At 41.7% G+C, this 20,535-nt stretch carries 21 protein-coding genes and 1 tRNA gene; 12 read left to right on the top strand and 10 right to left on the bottom strand.

Annotation, left to right across the window (positions count from 1 at the left end; all coding sequences use genetic code 11):
- Nucleotides 1-77 precede the first annotated feature (77 nt).
- Nucleotides 78-821: a sporulation protein gene (locus BM378_RS17870; RefSeq protein WP_036967192.1), complete on the top strand. Its 744-nt coding sequence runs from the start codon at nt 78-80 to the stop codon at nt 819-821.
- A 64-nt stretch (nt 822-885) separates the two neighbouring features.
- The gene (locus tag BM378_RS17865) at nt 886-1,323 is read left to right on the top strand and encodes a GNAT family N-acetyltransferase (RefSeq protein WP_074989702.1); all 438 of its coding nucleotides are present in this window, start codon (nt 886-888) and stop codon (nt 1,321-1,323) included.
- Between the two features lie 23 nt (nt 1,324-1,346).
- Here BM378_RS17865 and BM378_RS17860 read toward each other — a convergent pair whose 3' ends face one another.
- The 6 genes from BM378_RS17860 to BM378_RS17835 all read right to left on the bottom strand — a co-directional run bounded on the left by BM378_RS17860 (nt 1,347) and on the right by BM378_RS17835 (nt 7,278).
- A complete protein-coding gene (locus tag BM378_RS17860; RefSeq protein WP_074989701.1) occupies nt 1,347-2,699 on the bottom strand; it encodes a sodium-dependent transporter in 1,353 nt (450 codons plus the stop codon).
- A gap of 173 nt (nt 2,700-2,872) precedes the next feature.
- Nucleotides 2,873-4,162, bottom strand: a complete 1,290-nt coding sequence (locus tag BM378_RS17855) for a sensor histidine kinase (protein WP_074989700.1) — start codon at nt 4,160-4,162, stop codon at nt 2,873-2,875.
- A gap of 10 nt (nt 4,163-4,172) precedes the next feature.
- Nucleotides 4,173-4,880, bottom strand: coding sequence for a response regulator (locus BM378_RS17850; protein ID WP_036967204.1), 708 nt, complete (start codon nt 4,878-4,880; stop codon nt 4,173-4,175).
- A 179-nt stretch (nt 4,881-5,059) separates the two neighbouring features.
- Nucleotides 5,060-5,446, bottom strand: a complete 387-nt coding sequence (locus BM378_RS17845; RefSeq protein WP_036967206.1) for a DUF3019 domain-containing protein — start codon at nt 5,444-5,446, stop codon at nt 5,060-5,062.
- Entirely contained in the window at nt 5,436-6,284 is an 849-nt protein-coding gene (locus BM378_RS17840; RefSeq protein ID WP_036967207.1) for a MipA/OmpV family protein, read from the bottom strand. The genes BM378_RS17845 and BM378_RS17840 overlap by 11 nt, the downstream gene beginning before the upstream one ends.
- A gap of 190 nt (nt 6,285-6,474) precedes the next feature.
- Nucleotides 6,475-7,278: a hypothetical protein gene (locus BM378_RS17835; RefSeq protein WP_074989710.1), complete on the bottom strand. Its 804-nt coding sequence runs from the start codon at nt 7,276-7,278 to the stop codon at nt 6,475-6,477.
- Between the two features lie 116 nt (nt 7,279-7,394).
- Here BM378_RS17835 and BM378_RS17830 point away from each other — a divergent pair, with 116 nt between their 5' ends.
- Nucleotides 7,395-8,555, top strand: a complete 1,161-nt coding sequence (locus tag BM378_RS17830; RefSeq protein ID WP_036967213.1) for a serine hydrolase domain-containing protein — start codon at nt 7,395-7,397, stop codon at nt 8,553-8,555.
- Nucleotides 8,556-8,623: 68 nt separating this feature from the next.
- On the opposite strand, the gene yhbY is transcribed toward BM378_RS17830, so the two are convergent.
- The gene (gene yhbY / locus BM378_RS17825) at nt 8,624-8,920 is read right to left on the bottom strand and encodes a ribosome assembly RNA-binding protein YhbY (RefSeq protein WP_036967216.1); all 297 of its coding nucleotides are present in this window, start codon (nt 8,918-8,920) and stop codon (nt 8,624-8,626) included.
- Between the two features lie 89 nt (nt 8,921-9,009).
- On the opposite strand from yhbY, the gene rlmE reads away from it, so the two are divergent.
- The 8 genes from rlmE (at nt 9,010) to BM378_RS17785 (ending at nt 16,410) form a co-directional block, all read left to right on the top strand.
- A complete protein-coding gene (rlmE, locus tag BM378_RS17820) occupies nt 9,010-9,639 on the top strand; it encodes a 23S rRNA (uridine(2552)-2'-O)-methyltransferase RlmE (RefSeq protein WP_036967218.1) in 630 nt (209 codons plus the stop codon).
- A 66-nt stretch (nt 9,640-9,705) separates the two neighbouring features.
- Nucleotides 9,706-11,643 (top strand): ATP-dependent zinc metalloprotease FtsH, encoded by a 1,938-nt coding sequence (gene ftsH / locus BM378_RS17815; protein WP_036967220.1) that lies wholly within the window; start codon nt 9,706-9,708, stop codon nt 11,641-11,643.
- A 114-nt stretch (nt 11,644-11,757) separates the two neighbouring features.
- Nucleotides 11,758-12,606: a dihydropteroate synthase gene (gene folP, locus BM378_RS17810; protein ID WP_074989699.1), complete on the top strand. Its 849-nt coding sequence runs from the start codon at nt 11,758-11,760 to the stop codon at nt 12,604-12,606.
- The gene (gene glmM, locus BM378_RS17805) at nt 12,599-13,954 is read left to right on the top strand and encodes a phosphoglucosamine mutase (RefSeq protein ID WP_036967223.1); all 1,356 of its coding nucleotides are present in this window, start codon (nt 12,599-12,601) and stop codon (nt 13,952-13,954) included. Before folP ends, glmM begins: the two co-directional genes overlap by 8 nt.
- A gap of 69 nt (nt 13,955-14,023) precedes the next feature.
- Entirely contained in the window at nt 14,024-14,773 is a 750-nt protein-coding gene (gene tpiA, locus BM378_RS17800) for a triose-phosphate isomerase (RefSeq protein ID WP_036967226.1), read from the top strand.
- Between the two features lies 1 nt (nt 14,774).
- Nucleotides 14,775-15,122, top strand: coding sequence for a preprotein translocase subunit SecG (gene secG, locus BM378_RS17795; RefSeq protein ID WP_036967228.1), 348 nt, complete (start codon nt 14,775-14,777; stop codon nt 15,120-15,122).
- Nucleotides 15,123-15,197: 75 nt separating this feature from the next.
- Nucleotides 15,198-15,282: transfer RNA gene (locus tag BM378_RS17790), tRNA-Leu, on the top strand.
- 174 nt (nt 15,283-15,456) lie between these two features.
- A complete protein-coding gene (locus BM378_RS17785) occupies nt 15,457-16,410 on the top strand; it encodes a general glycosylation pathway protein (RefSeq protein ID WP_074989698.1) in 954 nt (317 codons plus the stop codon).
- A 70-nt stretch (nt 16,411-16,480) separates the two neighbouring features.
- Here the strand turns inward: BM378_RS17785 and BM378_RS20475 are convergent, their stop codons facing one another.
- Nucleotides 16,481-16,633 carry a hypothetical protein gene (locus BM378_RS20475; RefSeq protein WP_162898041.1) on the bottom strand — a complete coding sequence of 51 codons (153 nt, stop codon included), beginning with the start codon at nt 16,631-16,633 and terminating at the stop codon, nt 16,481-16,483.
- A complete protein-coding gene (locus BM378_RS17780) occupies nt 16,630-17,475 on the bottom strand; it encodes a VOC family protein (protein ID WP_074989697.1) in 846 nt (281 codons plus the stop codon). Before BM378_RS17780 ends, BM378_RS20475 begins: the two co-directional genes overlap by 4 nt.
- 390 nt (nt 17,476-17,865) lie before the next feature.
- Here BM378_RS17780 and BM378_RS17775 point away from each other — a divergent pair, with 390 nt between their 5' ends.
- The gene (locus BM378_RS17775) at nt 17,866-20,088 is read left to right on the top strand and encodes a TonB-dependent receptor (protein ID WP_074989696.1); all 2,223 of its coding nucleotides are present in this window, start codon (nt 17,866-17,868) and stop codon (nt 20,086-20,088) included.
- A gap of 54 nt (nt 20,089-20,142) precedes the next feature.
- On the opposite strand, the gene BM378_RS17770 is transcribed toward BM378_RS17775, so the two are convergent.
- Nucleotides 20,143-20,508 (bottom strand): hypothetical protein, encoded by a 366-nt coding sequence (locus BM378_RS17770; RefSeq protein ID WP_036967240.1) that lies wholly within the window; start codon nt 20,506-20,508, stop codon nt 20,143-20,145.
- Between the last annotated feature and the right edge of the window lie 27 nt (nt 20,509-20,535).

Genomic DNA, 20,535 nt, shown 5'->3' with positions numbered 1-20,535 from the left:
GCTTTTAATTGTGGTTAAGATGCAGTAACGAAGGAATTTAAGCCAATTTGTTATAGAACCTGGCTTAAGGAGAAAAGATGTTTAAGAAAATCCTTGCATCAGTTGGTATTGGTGCAGCAAAAGTAGACACTGTACTAGAGACAGAACATTTACAACCCGGCCAAAAATTTAACGCTGTCATTGTGATTAAAGGCGGGGATGTTGAACAGGAAATCGCGGGCTTAGACTTAGCGTTAATGACGCGCGTGAAGGTACAAAGTGATGATGGAGATTACTTCACCAATCACATTATAGAAAAGTGGCGTATTAACGAGATTGGTACAATTGCCGCGGGTGAAGAAAAGCACATTCCTTTCGAGGCGCGTTTACATTCTGAAACGCCAATGACAGAGATCAACGCAGGGTATAATCAGTCGCATGTTTGGATTGAAACAGGCTTAGATATTGATATGGCACTTGACCCAACAGACCGTGATTCGCTCCATGTGTATCCGAATGATGCGGTAAGCACCTTAATGCAAGCAATGGACAAGCTTGGTTTTAATTTGGTGAAGGCTGATGTCGAAAAAGGGTACTTGCGAGCGCCTACCTTTCAATCACATTCAGGTTGCTATCAAGAACTAGAATACAGACCGAATAGCCGCAGTTTATTTGGATTACAAGAAATCGAATTGTCTTTTGTGCCTGAAGCCCATAAAACACATGTGTTGATTGAACTTGACCGTGCCTTTAGAGGCGATGGATATGTTGATTTAACCATTGAACATGATCATGTGAATTTATCGCAATTGTGTGATCAGCTTGAGCGATTGTTCGCATAATACGCTAAGCTAAAAACCTAGAAACCCAGCTTTGGCTGGGTTTTTTGTTATTAAAGGGAGAGTTATGTTTTCAATTAAGACTTATGGTGCGTTAAGCAAAGATGAGTTATTGAGTATACTTCGTGCCAGAGTGGATGTATTTGTGGTAGAGCAAACCTGTCCATACCCTGAAATAGATGATATTGATAACCATCAAGAAACGTTGCACTTGTGTTTATTTAAGGACAATAGGCTTGCGGCTTATGCTCGTTGTTACCCAAAAAATACTGAATTGAGTGCATTTGGGCGGGTGTTAGTGACTGCTGATTTTCGCGGTCAAGGTCTGGCAAAACAGTTAGTGCAAACGGCCATTGATACTTGCCAGCAACATTGGCCTGAGCGAGCTATTACAATTGGCGCGCAATGCTATTTAGTCGATTTTTACCAACAGTTAGGTTTTAAGTGTGTGGGTGAAGATTACCTTGAAGATGGAATACCACACCAAGATATGTGTTTGCAGTAGCCACAGGGCTACTGCAAAATTTGTTAACTTAACAGTGAGTTTGCAAACACGAGTGCGATGGCAATGGGGCATACAAACTTGATATACCAAGGCCATACTTTCCAAAAAAAGCTATTGCCGGCTTCTGGGCAGCCCTGTTGAATCTCTTTTAGTAACGCACTGCGATGCCAAATCCAGCCAACAAAAATACAGCACATTAAGCCAAGCAGTGGTTGCGCTATTTTTGTGGTCAGTGTGATCACAAAGCCAAATAATGAGCCAAGGTTAAACACAATAGTAAAACTGACGAGCGCAATTAACCCGCCTATTAACCACGTTGCTTGCAGACGTTTCAGTGCAAAACGTTCAACAGCGTATGATACCGGCGCCTCAAGCATCGAGATTGACGATGTTAATGCCGCAATACTCATTAGTGCAAAAAAGGCGAAGCCGACAAAAATACCCACATAGCCCATGCTCGTGAATAGGGCCGGTAACACTTGGAATACCAATGTATCTTCAGAAAGCAGGGTGCCCTCAGCTGAGAAAATTTGCACACCTTGCGCTTGCGCAACATACATGGCTGGAATAATTAATAAACCCGCGACAAACGCAATAAATACATCAATCAACGTGACATAGGCGCCAAGTGAAACGAGGTTTTCTTTTTTACTTATATACGAGCCGTAAATGATCATTACGCTGGTGCCTAAAGACAGTGAAAAGAAGGCTTGTCCTAGCGCGTTGACTAACAACTCAGGGTTCAAAATAGACGAAAAATCAGGCACTAAATAAGCTTTAAGACCTTCAACAGCACCTTCTTGTGTCATTACGTAAATGATCAACATAAACAGAATACCCAGTAACGCAGGCATTAAGCGCTTTGACCATTTTTCAATCCCGTTTTCGACACCTTTTGAAATAATAGCAATCGTTAAAATAATAAACGCGGCGGTAAAAATGATGTTTCTTGAGAGTGACTGCTCACTTAGCCAGGTCTGGGCTTGCACTTGCCCTGTTAATTGAGCAATGGGTTCAAGTGTTGCGCTTAACATCCATCCGGCAACAATGGCATAAAAACTGAGGATTAAGCCTGCACAGATAATGCCCCCAAACCCAACTAAAAACGCAAACTTCTTTTGCCACGCTTGATTGGTTACCTTACGCAAAGCGCTAACCGCATTTGCTTGACCATGACGTCCTATGACAAGCTCTGCCATTAACGCCGGATAGGCTAAACAAAATGCTAAAATTAAATAAGCAACTAAAAATGCGGCACCGCCATTACTTGCTGTTTGAGTGGGAAAACCCCAAATGTTTCCTAGGCCAACCGCAGAGCCTGCAGCTGCCATAATAAATCCAAAGCGAGAGCTGAACTCCCCGCGTGATGCGCTCATATTATTTTTACTTCTCTATTTGTGACGGCGCTGACAATCTACTTGAATTAACGCTAAATAAAAAGGGTTAATGACGGGCAATTTTGCTCTATGTCTTACCGTGTGTCGTGTCAGCGTAGATTTCAATCTATTGGGCGTAACAATACGAAAGAATTAACACAATTGAAACATTTTTAGGGGCTTTTATTCTGAATTGAAAGTGTAAAGCAAGCGCCACCGAGCTTTTTGCTCTTAGATACACTGATGGTTCCGTGGTGCCAATCTGCGACTTTGGCTGCGATTGCAAGGCCAAGCCCGTAACTTTCTCCATCACGGTTACGGTGAGTTTGTTCTTGGAAAAAGGGACTAAATACTTTATGCCAGTTTTGCTCATTGACCCCTGGTCCGTCATCTTCTACGTTTATCACCACGAGCTCTGGTGAGCAGTGCGCTGTAATGAGGATGTCTGAGTGTGCGAAATCGCATGCATTACTTAATAAATTTACAATTGCGCGAGCTAACCAATGAAGATCAGCGCAAATATATCCTGTCTTAATATCATGCTCTAAACGTAAAGCGCGTTGCTCTAACTTTGGCTCTACTTGATGGATTACAGTCAGTAAATAACTGTGTAAATCTGATTCATTAAAAGTTAACTGGTTCGCTTTTTGTTCTAACGTTGCAAATGCGAGATAACTTTTTAGCATAGACTCCATTTGATCAAGGTCTTGTTCCATGCGTGCTAAATACTCAAGACGTTTTTCTTCATTTGGACAGTCTTGTGCGGCTTCTAAACCAAATCGTAAACAGGCAATAGGCGTGCGGATATCATGAGACAAGCTCGACGCCATTAATTTATTTTCGTCTAATAGCTTCTCAATTTGGCTCGCCATTCGGTTAAATGTCAGCTCAACATCTCGTATATACGTGAAATGAGACACATGAATACGGCTGCTTAAGTCTCCTTTAGCAAATCGTTTTGCCGCTTCATTTAATACTGTTAAGCGTTTTGCGAGAGGGGTAATAATAAAGCCCATAAAAACACACAAACCAGCATAAAATAAAAGCGTAAGTAACACGTCGTTGCCTTGGTCGTGTATAGGGTCTTTACCAAGGCGCATTTTTAGATGATGTGCTCCAAGAGAGGCTTCACTGTACAGTAAATAGTAACCTTGTTGATCTTCAAGAATTAAGCCGTTAGGTTGGGTTATTTGCTGCAGTAATGAATGAGGCAGTGCGAGAGATTGGGTGGGTCTATATTCAAGTTGCACATTAAAGTCGCTGTTTAACTGTTTTATTGCCCGTTCACGCTCGGTCGGGGCCATAGCAGCCAGTTGTTTAGCAAAGCCTTTAATCATTTGTGTTTGGTTATAAAACTCATCCTGTGGCGTATGAGTTTGCTGACTAAAGGCGTCAATTAGCCAGCCCAATACAATAATTGAGATAAGTGCGCTGCCAAGAAGAGAAATATAAAACTTTTTCACAGGTTTAAATCTATTGCCAAGCCGTGGCGACCAGTAGATAACCTCGTCCCCAAATTGTTTTTATTTTTTCGGGATGTTGAGGGTCATCACTGAATTTTTTCCGCAATGATGAAATAAGCACATCAACGCTACGGTCCAAACCGTCGTATTCTCGCCCTTTTGTTGCTTTAAAAACGGCGTCTCTTGAAACAACTTGGCCTGCATTACTCGCAAGGTAGTGCAGTAATAAATATTCGGCACTTGATATATGAACTTCTTCATCATTAAAGTAAACCGTGCGAGAATCGGTATGAATCGCTAACTTGCCTACTGTAATAATACTCGATTCAGTGGCTGAGTCTTGTTTGTCAGACTGAGAACGAAGAGCCGCTTTAATACGGGCGAGTAATGCTCGAGGACGCACTGGTTTCATCATGTAATCACTGGCACCCACTTCTAGACCAATAACCTCATCCATTTCATCATCTCGGGCGGTCAGCATAATAATGGGGGCATGATAAAACTGCCTTAAGTCGCGACAAACGCTGATGCCATCTTGCCCTGGTAGCATAATATCCAGTAATACGAGGTCGGGCGGTGAGGTGCGAACTTGTTCAACAACGAGATCGCCACGCTGGCAAAGTGTGGTATTGTAACCTTGCTCTGTTAAGTATTCGGCTACCCAATTCGCCAAAGAAATATCATCTTCAACGAGTAAAATTGTTCCGTAATGCTCCATTATCTACTCCTAATAGTTATACCAATCCGCAAAAATACTTAATCATTTTGAGTGATCAAACCAGTCGCTACCTGCGTTAAAAATTTCTGATTTAGAACAACTAAATAACTAAATTTTTGCCTTGTTATCAACGCGGTTTTATTGCCTCAAAATAGACCACTTAATTAAGCAGAATGGTATTAGAACAGTCGCCAACGACGTTTTTTCTGACGGTTTTTATATACCCACTGTAACTGTATTTCAGTAGAGGCGACAATTTTTCCATTATCACTATTAATCAACTCAAATCCGACCGTTTCTGTAGAGTCAAACTCATACCTAAACAGCCCTTTGTGCTGCATAAGCCAGCATTGAATAATATGTTTGCTGTCGGAATTACGTAAACAGTAGTTTCCTATTTGCTGCTGTCGCCAAGAAACCTCAACATCAGCGTAACAATTTCGTCCTTCACGCAGTGCCACACAGGTATCAGGTATTGCAACAAGAGTATTGCTATCGGCTGTCTGTTCTTGTGCATTGACGGGTGCAATGGGTAAGGCGAACAAAAAGTAGTATTTAAAAAACATAGCGCAGGCCTACCTTGGCTTTATGCTGATACTCTTGCGATATAATAGGGCTTTGATGAATGTCATTTGAAAACCAAGTTGATAACCAACCCGTTAAAAAGACCCAGTGCTGATTAAGCGGGTATTCCGCATGAAACTCAAAAATGAGACTGTATGATGTATCTGGGATATACAGAGGTCTGTCAGCGCGTGATTCGGGCTGCGAAATCCCAAAATAGTAATTGGTAAAGTCACTTGAGTAGGCACTTAGGCCAACACCTGAACGAAATTCCCAGTTTCGCCATGGAATGATCTGACTAAAAAATGAATTCATTACCCAGCCATTATGAGTGCCAGATACATCGTGTAAATATTCAAAAGAAATGTGTGAATTTTCAAAGCGGCGGGACAGGCGAAGACCAACATCAAAATCATAATTACGGCGTTTTATTCCCTCAAGTTCCGCGATAACATCGTCGCCGTAAAACGTTAAACCTGTTTCGTCAAACCCTGATTGAACATTCGTCCCGACAATATCAAGACCCCACTCAAATTTATCTATAATGCTGTAGCCAAGAGAAAGGCCACCACTTAATTGGCTTTGGTCGTAATCGAGGTAAAATTTCTCGTAAGAGACAGCAAGATGGATATCGGGCTCAAATCCATCATTATAGGAGTCCATGCCAACAAGGTATGAATCTTCAGCATAATACCCTGCACCAATTCCCCAATCCCAGGCAAAACCTTGGCTTGGTTCGAGTGTATTGTCGGCGTAATAACGATTACTTGCTTGGCTCGACGTGCTAAAAATGCATAAGTAGATAAATAAAAGGGCGCTGCAGGCTCGCAAGTTTGTCATCCTTGTTACTAATAAAAATAAGCTCGTACTAGGATATAGTATATTGTTAATGAGTTCCCGAAATCTGTAAAAAAATGTAGGGGGGTAATCAGGTGTGTTAAAAAGTGTGGCTTAAATTAAACGCTGCTTTCCTTGAGGGTAGTAGGTAAGAAAAGCAGCCACATTAACAGTGTGAGCGTTTATAGATGACTCACTGGACTTTAATTTTGTCGATTAAAATACTGGTGAGGTAGTATTGCATCATCGGTGTCAGCGCGCTTATCTCTGTACGATTACACGGGCCTTGTTCTTTCGTTAGAGCTGTCATACGTGAAATAGTTTGATAAGCAGGTATCTCAATGTTTTTGTTAATGCGCTCAAGACGAGCTTGCTCAGTGTTTTGCTCATGAATGAAACTGGCAACTTCGAGTTCATTTTTAATCATTTGCTGCTGTTCAAAGCTGTAAATAAGTGGCTCGCGGTGAAAGCTTGCGCTATCGATAGACGATTTTGCAAACCAAACTACATCACCGGTTTTTTTATGTGTTAAACGCATACTCACTTGTCCAAGCATTGTTGCACACTGCTTAGTTGGGAACTGAACCGCGATATCATCGAATAAAGGAAATGGTTTTTGTGGTTTTACGAGTGTGTACTCAGTGTCAGCAACCAACTCTAAATCTAATTGATGGATTGAGAGCGTGTAATCCGCTTGACCTTCATCAACAACCTTTAATTGTTTTGCCACTAACGATTCAGAAATTTGTGAATAAAGCGTATCTGTCACGCTCGTTTTGTCGGCAACAATCGTCACTGTTTGATTTTTACTGACAGTATGAGCCGGTAACTGCACAGACTTAACTTTAGGTGCTGCATGGTCTGTTTCATACTTTATTTGATAACGTTGGCTTTGTAGCAATGGCTTTTCTGGCATTACTAACAACGGAGCTGGTTCTGGTCTTAGGGCACAACCGGCTGAAATTAAAGTAAAAAGCAAAACGACAAGTAAGCGCATAAAAATAAGTCTACCCATGAAAAAAGTTAAGATTGTGCGCATTGTACGTTAGTCGAAGCAAAAGTTCATGATATTATGTTATGAGAAACTTCCGAAACAGATTAAAAAAATAAATAATGAAGTACTCAGCACCTATTATCATTTGTCTATTTTCATTTCTTTTACTGCTCTCTTTTAGCAGTCAGGCTGCAGGTAGCGGTTCACAATGGCAGACATTTTTAGACGATTACAATACGTACTTATCTCGAAAATTAAGAAGTAAAGGTATTCCAGGTGGAGCGCTTTCAATTGTTAAAGTCGGAGAAGATGATTTTGTGCGGGGGATAGGCCGCACAAAAATAGACAATGGCCGAAAGGTTGATAAACACACGCGTTTTCGTTTGGCATCCGTATCAAAAACTTTTGCAGGGTCATTAACCTCAAAACTTGCTGCGCAGGGGGAGTTTAATATCGATGATCCTCTGAGTAAGTTTATTCCTGAGTTTTCCAATACCGTTTATAAAGATGATTTAAAAATTTACCATATTTTAAGTCATTCAAGCGGCTTAGTGCCGAATGCGTATGATAATCTGATTGAATCGCGAATGAGTTACCCTGATATCGTCGAGCAACTGCTGAGCGTGCAACCAATATGTAAGCCGGGTGAATGTTACGGTTATCAAAATGTGATGTTTAGCTTAATTGACTCGGTGATTTTAAAGTCGACTCAAATGGACTACACGCATTGGATTTCTGAATATATCTTTGCCCCCCTTAAAATGGTCGATGCGAGTGTGGGTTATGATGGCATGGTCCGCGACGATAATTTTGCTCACCCTCATGTTCGTGGCCGAAAACGGTGGTATACATCTCGGTTAAAGAAAAATTACTACAAGGTTGCAGCTGCCGCAGGGGTTAATGCCAGCGCAAACGATATGGCTATTTGGCTTAACGCGCAGCTAGGTCAATACCCCGAAGTATTGCCTTTAGATGCACTAATCAAACAAACCCGACCGTATACACATACCAAAAAAGAGACGCGTCGAAGAGTGTGGCGCAGTCATGTTAAAGATGCATATTACGGGCTTGGATGGCGGGTATACAACTATGATGATGAAGTACTTTATTATCATAGTGGCTGGGTGCAAGGTTACCGAAGTGATTTAGTGGTGTTTCCTTATTTAAATATTGGTTTTAGCTTAGTACTCAATGCCGAGACAGGATTGATCAACGAATTAACAACCGAATTTATAAATCGGACGCTTAAGTTCGTTAGAGAAGATAAAACGCTTAAGTAATAAAATTTAGTTACAAAAAAGCCAGCTCTGCGCTGGCTTTTAGTTTATTGCATGACTTTGTTGCAAAATTAGCCGCGAGGAAGCTGAATTTTTTTCTCTTCGCTTTGGCGATAAAGCACAATTGTATGACCAATTGTTTGTAATTTTTCTGCGCCGGTCTCGCGAACAATTGCATCAAAAATCAATGCTTTAGTCTCACGCTCGTCGGTAGGTACTTTTACTTTGATAAGCTCGTGAATATTAAGTGCGCTTTCGATTTCAACTAAAACGCCTTCTGTTAAACCATTTGCACCAAGTAATACAACCGGTTTTAAACTGTGTGCTTGACCTTTTAAAAACTGCTTTTGTTTGTTCGATAATTTCATGATGTTACAAATTTTGCTGAATATGGCTTGAATTAAGGGTATTCTAACGCCATCTAGAGAATATTACTAATTAGTTACGTATTAATTTTATGGCAAACAAAAAACATTCAGCCAGTTCTAAGCGTTGGTTGAAGGAACATTTCGACGATCCTTATGTTCACGAAGCGCAAAAGAAAGGTTGGCGTTCTCGTGCGGTATTCAAATTAGACGAAATTCAAAATAAAGATAAATTAATTAAACCGGCTATGACAGTGGTTGACTTAGGGGCCGCACCCGGCAGCTGGTCTCAGTATTTAGCTGAAAAAGTAGGTGATAAAGGGCAGGTTATTGCCTGTGATATCTTACCGATGGATTCTTTAGCCGGTGTTGATTTTTTGCAAGGTGACTTCCGTGAAGAAGCTGTGCTTGATGCACTATTAACACGTATTGACGGTAAAAATGTTGATGTCGTTTTTTCTGATATGGCACCGAATATGAGTGGCAATACATCAGTTGATCAAGCTGGTAGTATGTATCTTGTCGAACTTGCGCTCGACATGTGTCATCAAGTTTTGAAGAAAAATGGCGCTTTTTGTGTCAAAGTATTCCAAGGAGAAGGATTTGATCAATACTTACAGGACGTACGTAATAGCTTTAAGGCGGTAAAAATTAGAAAGCCCGATGCTTCGCGTGCCCGTTCTCGGGAAGTTTATATAGTGGCGACAGGCTACAAACTGTAGTACAGTTGTGCTGCGTTAAGTTGAATTTAAATTAATTGGATACAAGAGGTTAACCCCTTGAGCGATATGGCGAAAAATCTAATACTCTGGCTGGTCATTGCAGTTGTGCTAATGTCAGTGTTTCAGAGCTTTAATGGTGGTGATCAAGCAGATCGCCAAACAAGTTACACTCAATTTGTTAGTGACGCACGTAGCGGCGCTATTCAAGAGGTCTCTATTGACCCAAGAGCGGGAACGATTATTGGAACGAGAACTAATGGTGAACGTTTCGAAACTATCATGCCAATGCGTGATGATGATATTTTAAACGAACTTTTAAAAAATAACGTTAATGTTAAAGGTGTTAAGCCTGAAGAGCAGTCTTTCCTCGCCAGCATTTTAATCTCTTGGTTCCCAATGTTACTGCTTATTGGTGTGTGGATTTTCTTCATGCGTCAAATGCAAGGCGGTGGCGGCAAAGGGGCGATGTCTTTCGGTAAGAGCAAAGCCCGCCTAATGAGCGAAGATCAAGTTAAAACAACGTTTGCTGATGTTGCCGGGTGTGATGAAGCGAAAGAAGATGTCACAGAGTTAGTGGACTTCTTACGTGATCCATCAAAATTCCAAAAGCTGGGTGGTAGTATCCCTAAAGGCGTACTTATGGTAGGTCCTCCGGGTACGGGTAAAACTCTTTTAGCGAAAGCGGTTGCTGGTGAAGCAAAAGTACCATTTTTTACAATTTCAGGTTCTGATTTCGTAGAAATGTTTGTTGGTGTGGGTGCATCACGTGTCCGTGACATGTTCGAACAAGCGAAAAAAGCAGCCCCGTGTATCATCTTTATCGACGAAATTGATGCGGTAGGTCGTAAACGTGGTGCAGGCATGGGGGGCGGTCACGATGAACGTGAGCAAACTCTAAACCAAATGCTAGTAGAAATGGACGGCTTTGAAGGTAATGAAGGTATTATCGTTATTGCAGCGACAAACCGCCCAGATGTACTTGACCCCGCGTTATTACGTCCGGGTCGTTTTGACCGCCAAGTTGTAGTTGGTTTACCTGATATTCGTGGTCGTGAGCAAATCTTGAAAGTGCACATGCGTAAAGTGCCATTAGGCGATAACGTTGAGGCCGCTGTGATTGCACGGGGTACACCTGGTTTCTCAGGTGCTGACCTTGCAAACTTGGTAAATGAAGCGGCGCTATATGCAGCGCGCGGCAACAAGCGTGTTGTTAGCATGGCTGAGTTTGATGCAGCAAAAGATAAAATCATGATGGGCGCAGAGCGTAAGACCATGGTGATGAGCGAACAAGAAAAAGAGATGACCGCTTATCATGAAGCAGGTCACGCGATTGTGGGCCGTATGGTGCCAGAACACGACCCTGTTTATAAGGTGTCTATTATTCCACGTGGTCGTGCACTAGGTGTTACGATGTACTTGCCTGAACAAGACCGTGTGAGTCACTCTAAAGAGTTACTAGAGTCAATGATTTCTAGTCTTTACGGTGGTCGTATTGCAGAAGCTCTGATTTATGGTGAAGACAAAGTAACCACAGGGGCAAGTAACGATATTGAGCGCGCGACAGACATCGCACGTAAAATGGTTACTCAATGGGGCTTAAGCGAAAAGTTAGGTCCACTGCTGTATGCTGAAGATCAAAACGAGATGTACATGGGTGGCGGTGGAAGCCGTGCCATGAGCATGTCAGATGAAACAGCAAAAGTTATCGATAGCGAAATTCGTTTGTTCTCAGATCGTAATTACCAACGTGCTGAGCAAATCTTAAAAGACAATATTGATATCTTACACGCGATGAAAGATGCATTAATGAAGTACGAAACAATTGATGCGGGTCAGATTGACGATTTAATGGCTCGTCAGCCAGTGCGTGAACCGCGTGATATGCATGACCGTCGTCCAGATGATAAAAAACCAGCTGCCAAGGCTGAACCTGTTGCTGAAGAGTCAAAATCGGATGATTCAGTAAAAAAGGATGAAACAAACCTTGATGACAAAGCTGAATAATCGTTAAAATACGTTTAGCAAAAGCCCCGCTTGCCGGGGCTTTTTTGTAGCGACATAAAAAATCGTTTAGGTGCAGCACCTAAACATTCGCCATGGAAGCAGTATAGGTGATAGATGACCACTGTTAGTTTACCTCGAGGCCGCACTTTACACCTCGATAGCCCTGTTGTGATGGGGATCTTAAATGTCACTCCTGACTCTTTTTCAGACGGCGGCAATTATTGCCAACTAGACAGCGCTGTCAAACAAGCTCATACACTCTTAGAACAAGGCGCAAAAATCATTGATATTGGCGGTGAATCGACACGCCCTGGTGCCCCTGACGTTTCATTGGAAGATGAGCTTGACCGTGTTATCCCTCTGGTTAAAGCGCTCAGAAAAACAAGCGACTGTATAATTTCAATTGATACCAGCAAAAGTGAGGTCATGCGTCAGGCTATTTTAGCGGGTGCAGATATCATTAATGATGTTAGGGCATTACAAGAGCCCGGTGCTATTGAAGTATTATCTGCATACCCTGACGTTGCAATTTGCTTGATGCATATGCAAGGACAACCTCGCACGATGCAAAGTAATCCACAGTATGAGGATTTATTTGCAGATATTAATGACTTTTTTTCCGAGCGTATCGCAGCATGTGAGCAAGCGGGGATTCAGCAACAACGTATTATTTTAGATCCCGGTTTCGGTTTTGGGAAAACGCTCGCGCATAACTACGAAATTCTTGATAGGTTTGACGAGTTTAATCAATTCAATTTACCGGTCCTTGCGGGTTTATCACGCAAATCCATGATTGGTAATTTATTAAATAAAAGCACGGATGAGCGTTTAGCTGGCAGTTTAGCAGGTGCTTTAATTGCTGCCCAAAATGGGGCAAAAATCATTCGTGTGCATGATGTTTCAGAAACTTTAGATGTGTTGACCGTATGGCAAGCATGTAAGAAAGGAATTATAAATGAGTAAAACAAGAAAATATTTTGGCACGGATGGCGTTCGTGGCATGGTGGGCGAATACCCTATTACTCCAGAGTTTGCATTAAAACTTGGTTGGGCAGCTGGACGCGTATTATCAAAAATTGGTACCAAGAAGGTTATTATTGGTAAAGACACGCGTATCTCTGGGTATATGTTAGAAACTTCACTGGAAGCAGGTCTTATTGCTGCAGGCATTGATGTTGTCCTACTTGGCCCTATGCCGACCCCAGCGGTTGCTTATTTAACGCAAACTTTCCGTGCTGAAGCTGGCATCGTTATTAGTGCATCACATAACCCTTATCATGATAATGGGATTAAATTTTTCTCTAGTCGTGGTTTGAAGCTAGCGGATGAAGTTGAGCTTGAAATTGAAGCCATGATGGAAGAGCCAATGACTTGCGTAGCTTCAGATAAATTAGGTAAAGCACGTCGTTTAGAAACGGCTGATGGCCGTTATATTGAGTTTTGTAAAAGCCAATTCCCTCAAGGTTTATCATTAGAGGGTCTAAAAATCGTATTAGATTGTGCTAATGGCGCAACTTATCATATAGCCCCGTCTGTTATGCGTGAGCTTGGTGCAGAAGTCATTTGTCATGCGTGTGAACCAAATGGTGTCAACATTAACCTTGAATGCGGTGCAACTCACGTTGAAACACTCAAGCGCAAAGTACTTGAGCATGATGCCGATGTTGGTATTGCGTACGACGGTGATGGTGACCGTGTGATGATGGTTGACCACAACGGACGTGTCTTCGATGGTGATGACATTGTTTATATTATTGCATGCCAAGCCGCAAACGACGATATGTTGGGTGGGGGTGTTGTTGGCACTGTTATGTCGAACATGGGGCTTGAAAATGCATTAAAAGCGCGTGGTATTGATTTTGCTCGCAGTAAAGTTGGCGATCGTTATGTCATGGAGCTTTTGCAAGAGAAAGGATGGAAAATCGGAGGCGAAAGCTCAGGCCATGTATTGAATCTTGATTTAATTAGTACTGGTGACGGTATTATTTCGAGTTTGCAGGTGTTAGCTGCCATGGTTGCACAGAATAAAACACTGCAAGACTTAGGTGCTGGCTTTACAAAATACCCGATGAAAATGATCAATGTTCGTTACCCTCAAGGTACGGATCCAACGCAAGCACAAGCTGTTATCGATATTGTGGCACAAATCGAAGAAAAATTAGGTGATACAGGGCGTGTTCTACTTCGCAAATCGGGGACAGAACCTGTTGTTCGCGTAATGGTAGAGGCTGATCAAGAGAAAACAGTACTAGACAGCGCACAAAAAATTGCTGAAATTGTCGAATCTGTGAGCAAACAAACCGAGGGATAACAATAACCTCTTGTAACTTTGGGCAAGTCGAGTTAGTATCTTGCACGCTTTCTAATGTGGAGTGGAAATATGGCAACACGTAAGCCAATGGTAGCAGGCAATTGGAAAATGAACGGTTCGTTAGAACTTGTTGAACAATTAGCAAACGCTATCAAAAATGTTCAGTCTGATGAACTTGATATTGTGGTGTTTCCACCATTCCCGTTGATAAGTTCGCTGCAACAACAAAATGTTGTTGTCGGTTCGCAAACGGTCTCAGAAAACCAAGCGGGTGCGTTTACGGGTGAAGTAGATGCTCAGCTGATTAAAGACTTAGGCGCAACGTATACCTTAGTAGGGCATTCAGAGCGTCGCAGTATTTATGGTGAATCTGATGCGGTAGTTGCGGATAAATTTGCTCGCGCTCAACACGTTGGTTTAACACCTATCTTATGTGTTGGCGAAAGCGAAGAACAACGTGAAGCGAATGAAACCGAATTAGTGGTTGCAGCACAAATTGATGCTGTAATTAACAAATTAGGTGTAGCAGCACTGAAGAATTCTGTGGTAGCATACGAGCCCGTTTGGGCCATTGGCACAGGTAAGACTGCTTCTCCTGAGCAAGCGCAAGCTGTACATAAATTTATCCGTGAGAAAATTGCTTCTGCGGATAGTGATTTAGCTGAACAGCTAACCATCTTATATGGTGGTAGCGTGAATGAAAAAAATAGCGAATTATTATTTGCACAACCAGATATAGATGGCGGCCTAATAGGCGGCGCAAGTCTAAAAGCAGAATCATTTACTGCTATTTGTGAAAGTGCAAAAGGGACCGTATAAGATGTACGAAATTTTATTAGTAGTTTATTTAATTGTTGCTTTAGCGCTTGTTGGTATGGTTTTAATCCAGCAAGGTAAAGGCGCTGATATGGGTTCATCATTTGGAGCAGGTGCGTCTGCTACAGTGTTTGGCTCATCAGGTGCAGGCAACTTCATGACAAAAACAACAACAATTCTTGCAACGATTTTCTTCGTGTTAAGTATTGTTTTAGGTAACCTGACTGCCGGTCAAATTAAAAAGACGGACGAGTGGGAAAACCTAGAGGCTGCGCCAGCTGTTGAAACTGTTACTCCAGCACAAACTGATGTGCCAGTGACAGAAGAGAAAAGCTCTGACGTACCAAATTAATTAGCGTTGCTAATTATTGTTAAGCGATTTATCTCCTCAGTAAATCAAACAGCTTAACATCATACAGAATTGTATGCGGATGTGGTGGAATTGGTAGACACGCCATCTTGAGGGGGTGGTGGCTTCGGCCGTGGGGGTTCAAGTCCCCCCATCCGCACCAAATTTAAAAAGCCGTGACCTAAAAGTCACGGCTTTTTTCGTTTCGGTATGTTTTTGCACTTTTTTGGTGCTGTTCGCCCTCTGTTAATACTCTACCTCATTGATTTGTAAGATATATATAACTTGGTTCTCTCCTTGCTTGTTATCTTGTGTGTGTTCACCAGAGGATGCCATTATGGCAAGAATGAGTTATTTAAGCGCAATAGAACGATATGAAGAATACCAAGGGCTGATTCAAAATTTATTGCTTTCAATTCTGGCAAGTGTGCATACAGCGCTTGCTCAAAAAAAAGATGTTCAACCCCTCATTAAGCAGTATCCCTTTTTAGAGTTGCAGTATTGTTTAGATGAGCAGGGGATTCAGCTAGGTAATAATGTGTGCTTTAAACCCCAGTATAAGAAAGACTTAGCTAATAGAGGGGCAGGGCAAGATTTAAGCGCTCGACCCTACTTTACAGCGATATCAAACTCGACAGAGGCACATTTCACCTCACCCTATGTATCAACGGCCACGAGGCATTTATGTATTTCGGTTATAAAGTCTGTTCAATTCAAAGAAGGCGCTCCGTGTTACGTCGTTATTGATGTGTGCCTCACCGAACTTATCGAGTTCATCATGGGGGATACGAAACGAGCGAATATGACGGCTTACTTTAAAGTAGGGTATGGGCTTATTGTCGCTTGCTTATTTTGCTTGGTATTTTATTTATTATTTAAAGTATTCGAGGGCATGTTTTCTTTGGTTACGAGCGAGCAGGCACATTCAGATCCTCTAAAGCCCTTTACTATTATTATCTTTGTTACCTTAGCCCTTGCTATTTTCGACCTAGGAAAAACGATTTTAGAAGAAGAGATTTTAATGCACAAAGATATCTTTAGTCACAGTTCAACACGTCGCACTATTACCCGTTTTATCTCAACCATTCTTATTGCAGTGTCAATAGAGGCGTTACTTACGATGTTTAAAGCCGCTTTGGGTCAAACAGAATATGTGATGCCTGCGGTATTGATGATGTTTGCGGTGGTGGGTTTGTTAATCGCATTGGCTATTTATGTCTATTTAGGTGCGAAAGCCGAAGGCATATTAACCCAAGTTCAGCGTGCCAAAATTAATACCTCTTTACAATAATTAGACGGCGAAAAACACATAACTTAAAGCAATACCGTCACAGGGCGCATGAGCCCTATGACGGTCGTTTTTATAACGAACCACCTACACCAATGCTTGGGTTAACATAAACAGGGCCCACTTTAAATGGGGCGTTTACATTAAGGCTTGCATAAGGTGAACATGCATTTAATAGAATAGCTGCTGCGACTACTGTGATGACTTTAATTAAACGCTTTTTCATTTTATTTCCTCTTGAATGACCAGACCTGCACCCGCTGGGTCTCTAATAATAGCAACACTTCCTTTGCGAACGGTTTCATTTGGTGCCATTAATATAACCCCGCCTGCAGCCGTTACTTTAAGTAATGTTGCATCAACATCGGCGACTTTAATGTAGTTAACCCATGTGTTACCGATTTCAGCATCGGGCTTTTTAACAAAGCCAATGGCAGGTTTATCCTCGACAGCGAGGTAGCTGTAATTGAGCTGTTGCAGTGATTTTTCCTTAGAAGAGTAATTGCCGAGGCGTTGGTAAAAAGCTTTGCTTTGTATTGGGTCATCACTCCATACTTCTTGCCAAATCCACCCATTGTCATGTGTGCTCACTGTGGGGTCGCCGTTCACAGTATTAATTAATGAAAATACAGCGCCTTGAGGGTCTTCTAATACGGCAATTGTGCCTCGCCCTTTGATTTCAGTGCTTTTTACTAATACTTTACCGCCTGCAGCAAGTGTTTTATTCGTGGCATCAGTTATATCTTGGCTACTGATAAGGCTTAACCAGAGGCTTGCATTTTGTGTGTTATCTAACTGTGCCATGCCTGCAATTAATTTACCGTCGAGTTTGGCGAAAGTGTAGCTGTCATTTACCTGTTCAAATTGCCAGCCGAACACCTTGCCATAAAAAGCTTTAGACTCCGCTAAATTTGGCGTAATCAAGTCATGCCACACCACATGGCCCGTGTTTTTTGTACCAGAGTCACTAATAGCGGGGAGTTCATTGGAGGTAAGTTGGCAGCCCGTGAGGGACACCGTCGATACAGCAACAATAATCGCAGCGCGTAATGGGGATAGTAATTTCAAAGTATGCTCCTTGCAAAATAGGGTCAAGTAACAGCATAGACTATTTTTTGTTTATTATTCAATCAAAAGCAGTGCACTTTAATATTTTCTAAAGGAACTATGATAATGCGCATAGCGTGGTGATTATTTAGACGGAAAGTGGGTTACTCTTTGAATTTCTGCAATTATTTTTCTTTAAAAATTGGGTTTGTGTGAAAAAGTTATCCAATTTGTCATACATATTATGCATTTAGTTTATAAAAAATAATAAAATATAAAATAATTATACGTATTTTCACAAAATTGACATATAATGTCCCTCCAGAGGAAAGATGCTTATACCTAAGCGTCTTTTTTTATGCCTGCGATTTACAGGTAAAAATACACACACGGTATCCTTTGGAGTTTTAATTGAAATTACGTCATTTCTCACAATTAAGTGTGGCTGTTGTAGCTGCCTTATCTTCATCAGCTTTCGCTGAGCAAGAAAAAACCACCGCGAAACAAGATGCATTCGAAAAAATAGAAGTCACAGCTCGCAAACGCACAGAAAGTATTTTTGAGTCGCCAACAGCGGTTACTTCAATCGGTGAAAACCTGATTGATAAAGCCAATATGAGCAACTTAGAAGATATTGGTAAATACGTGCCTAATTTAAATATTACCCGTTATGGTGTGGGTAATGCAGCGCATGCCTCTGTGTTTATTCGCGGTATTGGTTTACAAGATCACGTGATCACCACAGATCCTGGCGTAGGCGTATACTTAGATGGTGTCTACCTTGGGCGTCAAATGGGCTCAAACTTATCACTCCCGAATGTAGAGCGTGTTGAGGTGTTGCGAGGCCCACAAGGTACTTTATATGGCCGTAATACACTTGGTGGTGCAGTTAACATTATTACTAAACAACCTGGTGACGAAGGGATTGTAACCACAACGGCTAAAGTTGGAAGTCGCAATCGTTTAGCGGGTGATGTTTATTTTAATAACAGCCTTACAGACACTGTCAGCATGTCGGCCAGTGTGTCGTACAAACAACGTGATGGAGTCGGTGAGGCAATTAACCTTGTTAATCCAGCAAACGAAATTGGTGAAGAGCAAGAGCTAAGTGGTCGTATGGCGTTGAAATGGCAAGCTAACAGCGACTTATTTTTTGTTTTCTCTGTTGATGGCGTCGACAATGAATCAGGTCAATCACCTTACACAATCGAGTTAACGGCACCGTTGGACGCTAATGATCCATTTAATGGTGATTTTCCACTTTTAACTGAAGACATGCTACCAAGTAATCCAGATGATTTAGCAACGACTGTCGCAGGAATCGAATCAACGGCTTACTCAGGCTGGGGGACATCATTATCAGCTCATTGGGACATTAATAATACTTACACGACTAAATTTATCACCAGTTACCGCAGCTCAGAATATGAAGGCGGCCTTGATGATGATGCCGTGGCACTTAATTTATCTGAATTCCCAGAAGAGGGGGGGGCCGATCAGTATTCTTTCGAAATCCAGTTAAACGGTAGCTACGATAATATGGATTTTGTGTCTGGTTTGTATTTCTTTAATGAAGATGGATTTACAAGCTCAGGGCCTTTTGTATTTAGCCCATTCAACACGCCAGACGGATTATTGAATGATGGTACAACGGCTTCATTTGGTAATTATGGTTATTTTGATATTAACCAAGAAACAAATTCATACGCAGCGTATATCAACGCAAGTTACGATTTAAGTGACGACTTAACAGTAGGCGGTGGTCTTCGTTATTCAAAAGACAAAAAAGAAGCCGATGCACAATTTCCAAGCTTTGCAACGCGTAAATACGTAAGTGCTGACTTTGATGCGGTAACATGGGACGTAAACGCGTCTTACCAGCTCAGCAATAACATGAACCTGTATGGGCAAATTCAAAAAGGCTATCAAACAGGTGGCTTTCCGCCACGTCCATTTGGTGGTCCTGATCAATTTGTCTCATTTGATGAAACAAAAGCGATTAACTATGAGCTAGGCCTTAAAGGTCAAGTGCATGAAGATATTTCTATGATGCTTGCTGTTTTTGTCACAGATTATACCGATTTAGCACTGCCATTCTCTGATCCAACAGCCGGGGGTGGTTTTGTAACGATTGTTGAAAATGCTGGCGAGTCAAAAGCACAAGGTATCGAGCTTGAAACAACGATAGCATTTACGGATGACTTTACACTGCGTAGTGCGATTGGCTACTTAGATTCAGAGATCACCGAGGTTGACGAAGGAGTGCAAGGCATTGGTAAAGGTGACTCACCTGCATTAACTCCGCGCTGGACTGTTATGCTTGCCCCATCGTACTTTGTTGACTTAAGCAACGGTGGTACGGTGGCGATTAACGCAAACTATTCGTACCGCAGTGACATGCAAGGCCAATCAGTTTACAACCAAAGTGAACATATTGAATCGCGTGAACTTGTTGGGTTTAACATTTCTTATTTAAACCCTAATGGCGACTTTGAAGTGACGCTATACGGTGAAAACGTATTGAATGAAGTTTACGATGTTGGTCGTTTACAGCAGTCAGGTTTTGTTGGTGTTATGCGCAGTAATGACCGCAGTGAATTTGGCTTAAAGTTCAAAAAAGAATTTGAGCTTTAATCGCAAGGTGAATGAAAAAGGGTAAGCATGGCTTACCCTTTTATTTTTTACAGTTTAATTCTTTTCTTGTTCAAGCTTTTCGCGGGCTGCTTTTAATTCTTCAGCCAACTCTTTTGCTTTTTGCTTGGTTTTTTCAGAAAGTTCACCAGCGGCTTCTTTACTCTCGATCCATGCATCTATGGCAATTTCTTTACCGTCGTCATACATGCTTAAACCCATTTCTTTGCTTTCTGCTAGCAGTGCTTGTAATGAGTCATCGTTAAACTCACTGGTTGCCTCTTTTACATCTTTCCATGCATCATTGACAGCTTGCTTAACTTCTTCTTTCGCTTCGGCTGCGTCTTTTTTTGCTTCATCAGCATCTTCACACCCCGTTAGGGCAATACATCCTAGTAAAACTAAACTTGCTAATTTTTTCATATTTTTCTCTAATGGTTAATTAACACC

This window comes from Pseudoalteromonas lipolytica (assembly GCF_900116435.1).
Taxonomy (GTDB): Bacteria; Pseudomonadota; Gammaproteobacteria; order Enterobacterales; family Alteromonadaceae; genus Pseudoalteromonas; species Pseudoalteromonas lipolytica.
Note: the sequence above shows the minus strand (reverse complement) of the source record. Positions and strands in the feature narration are given on the sequence as shown.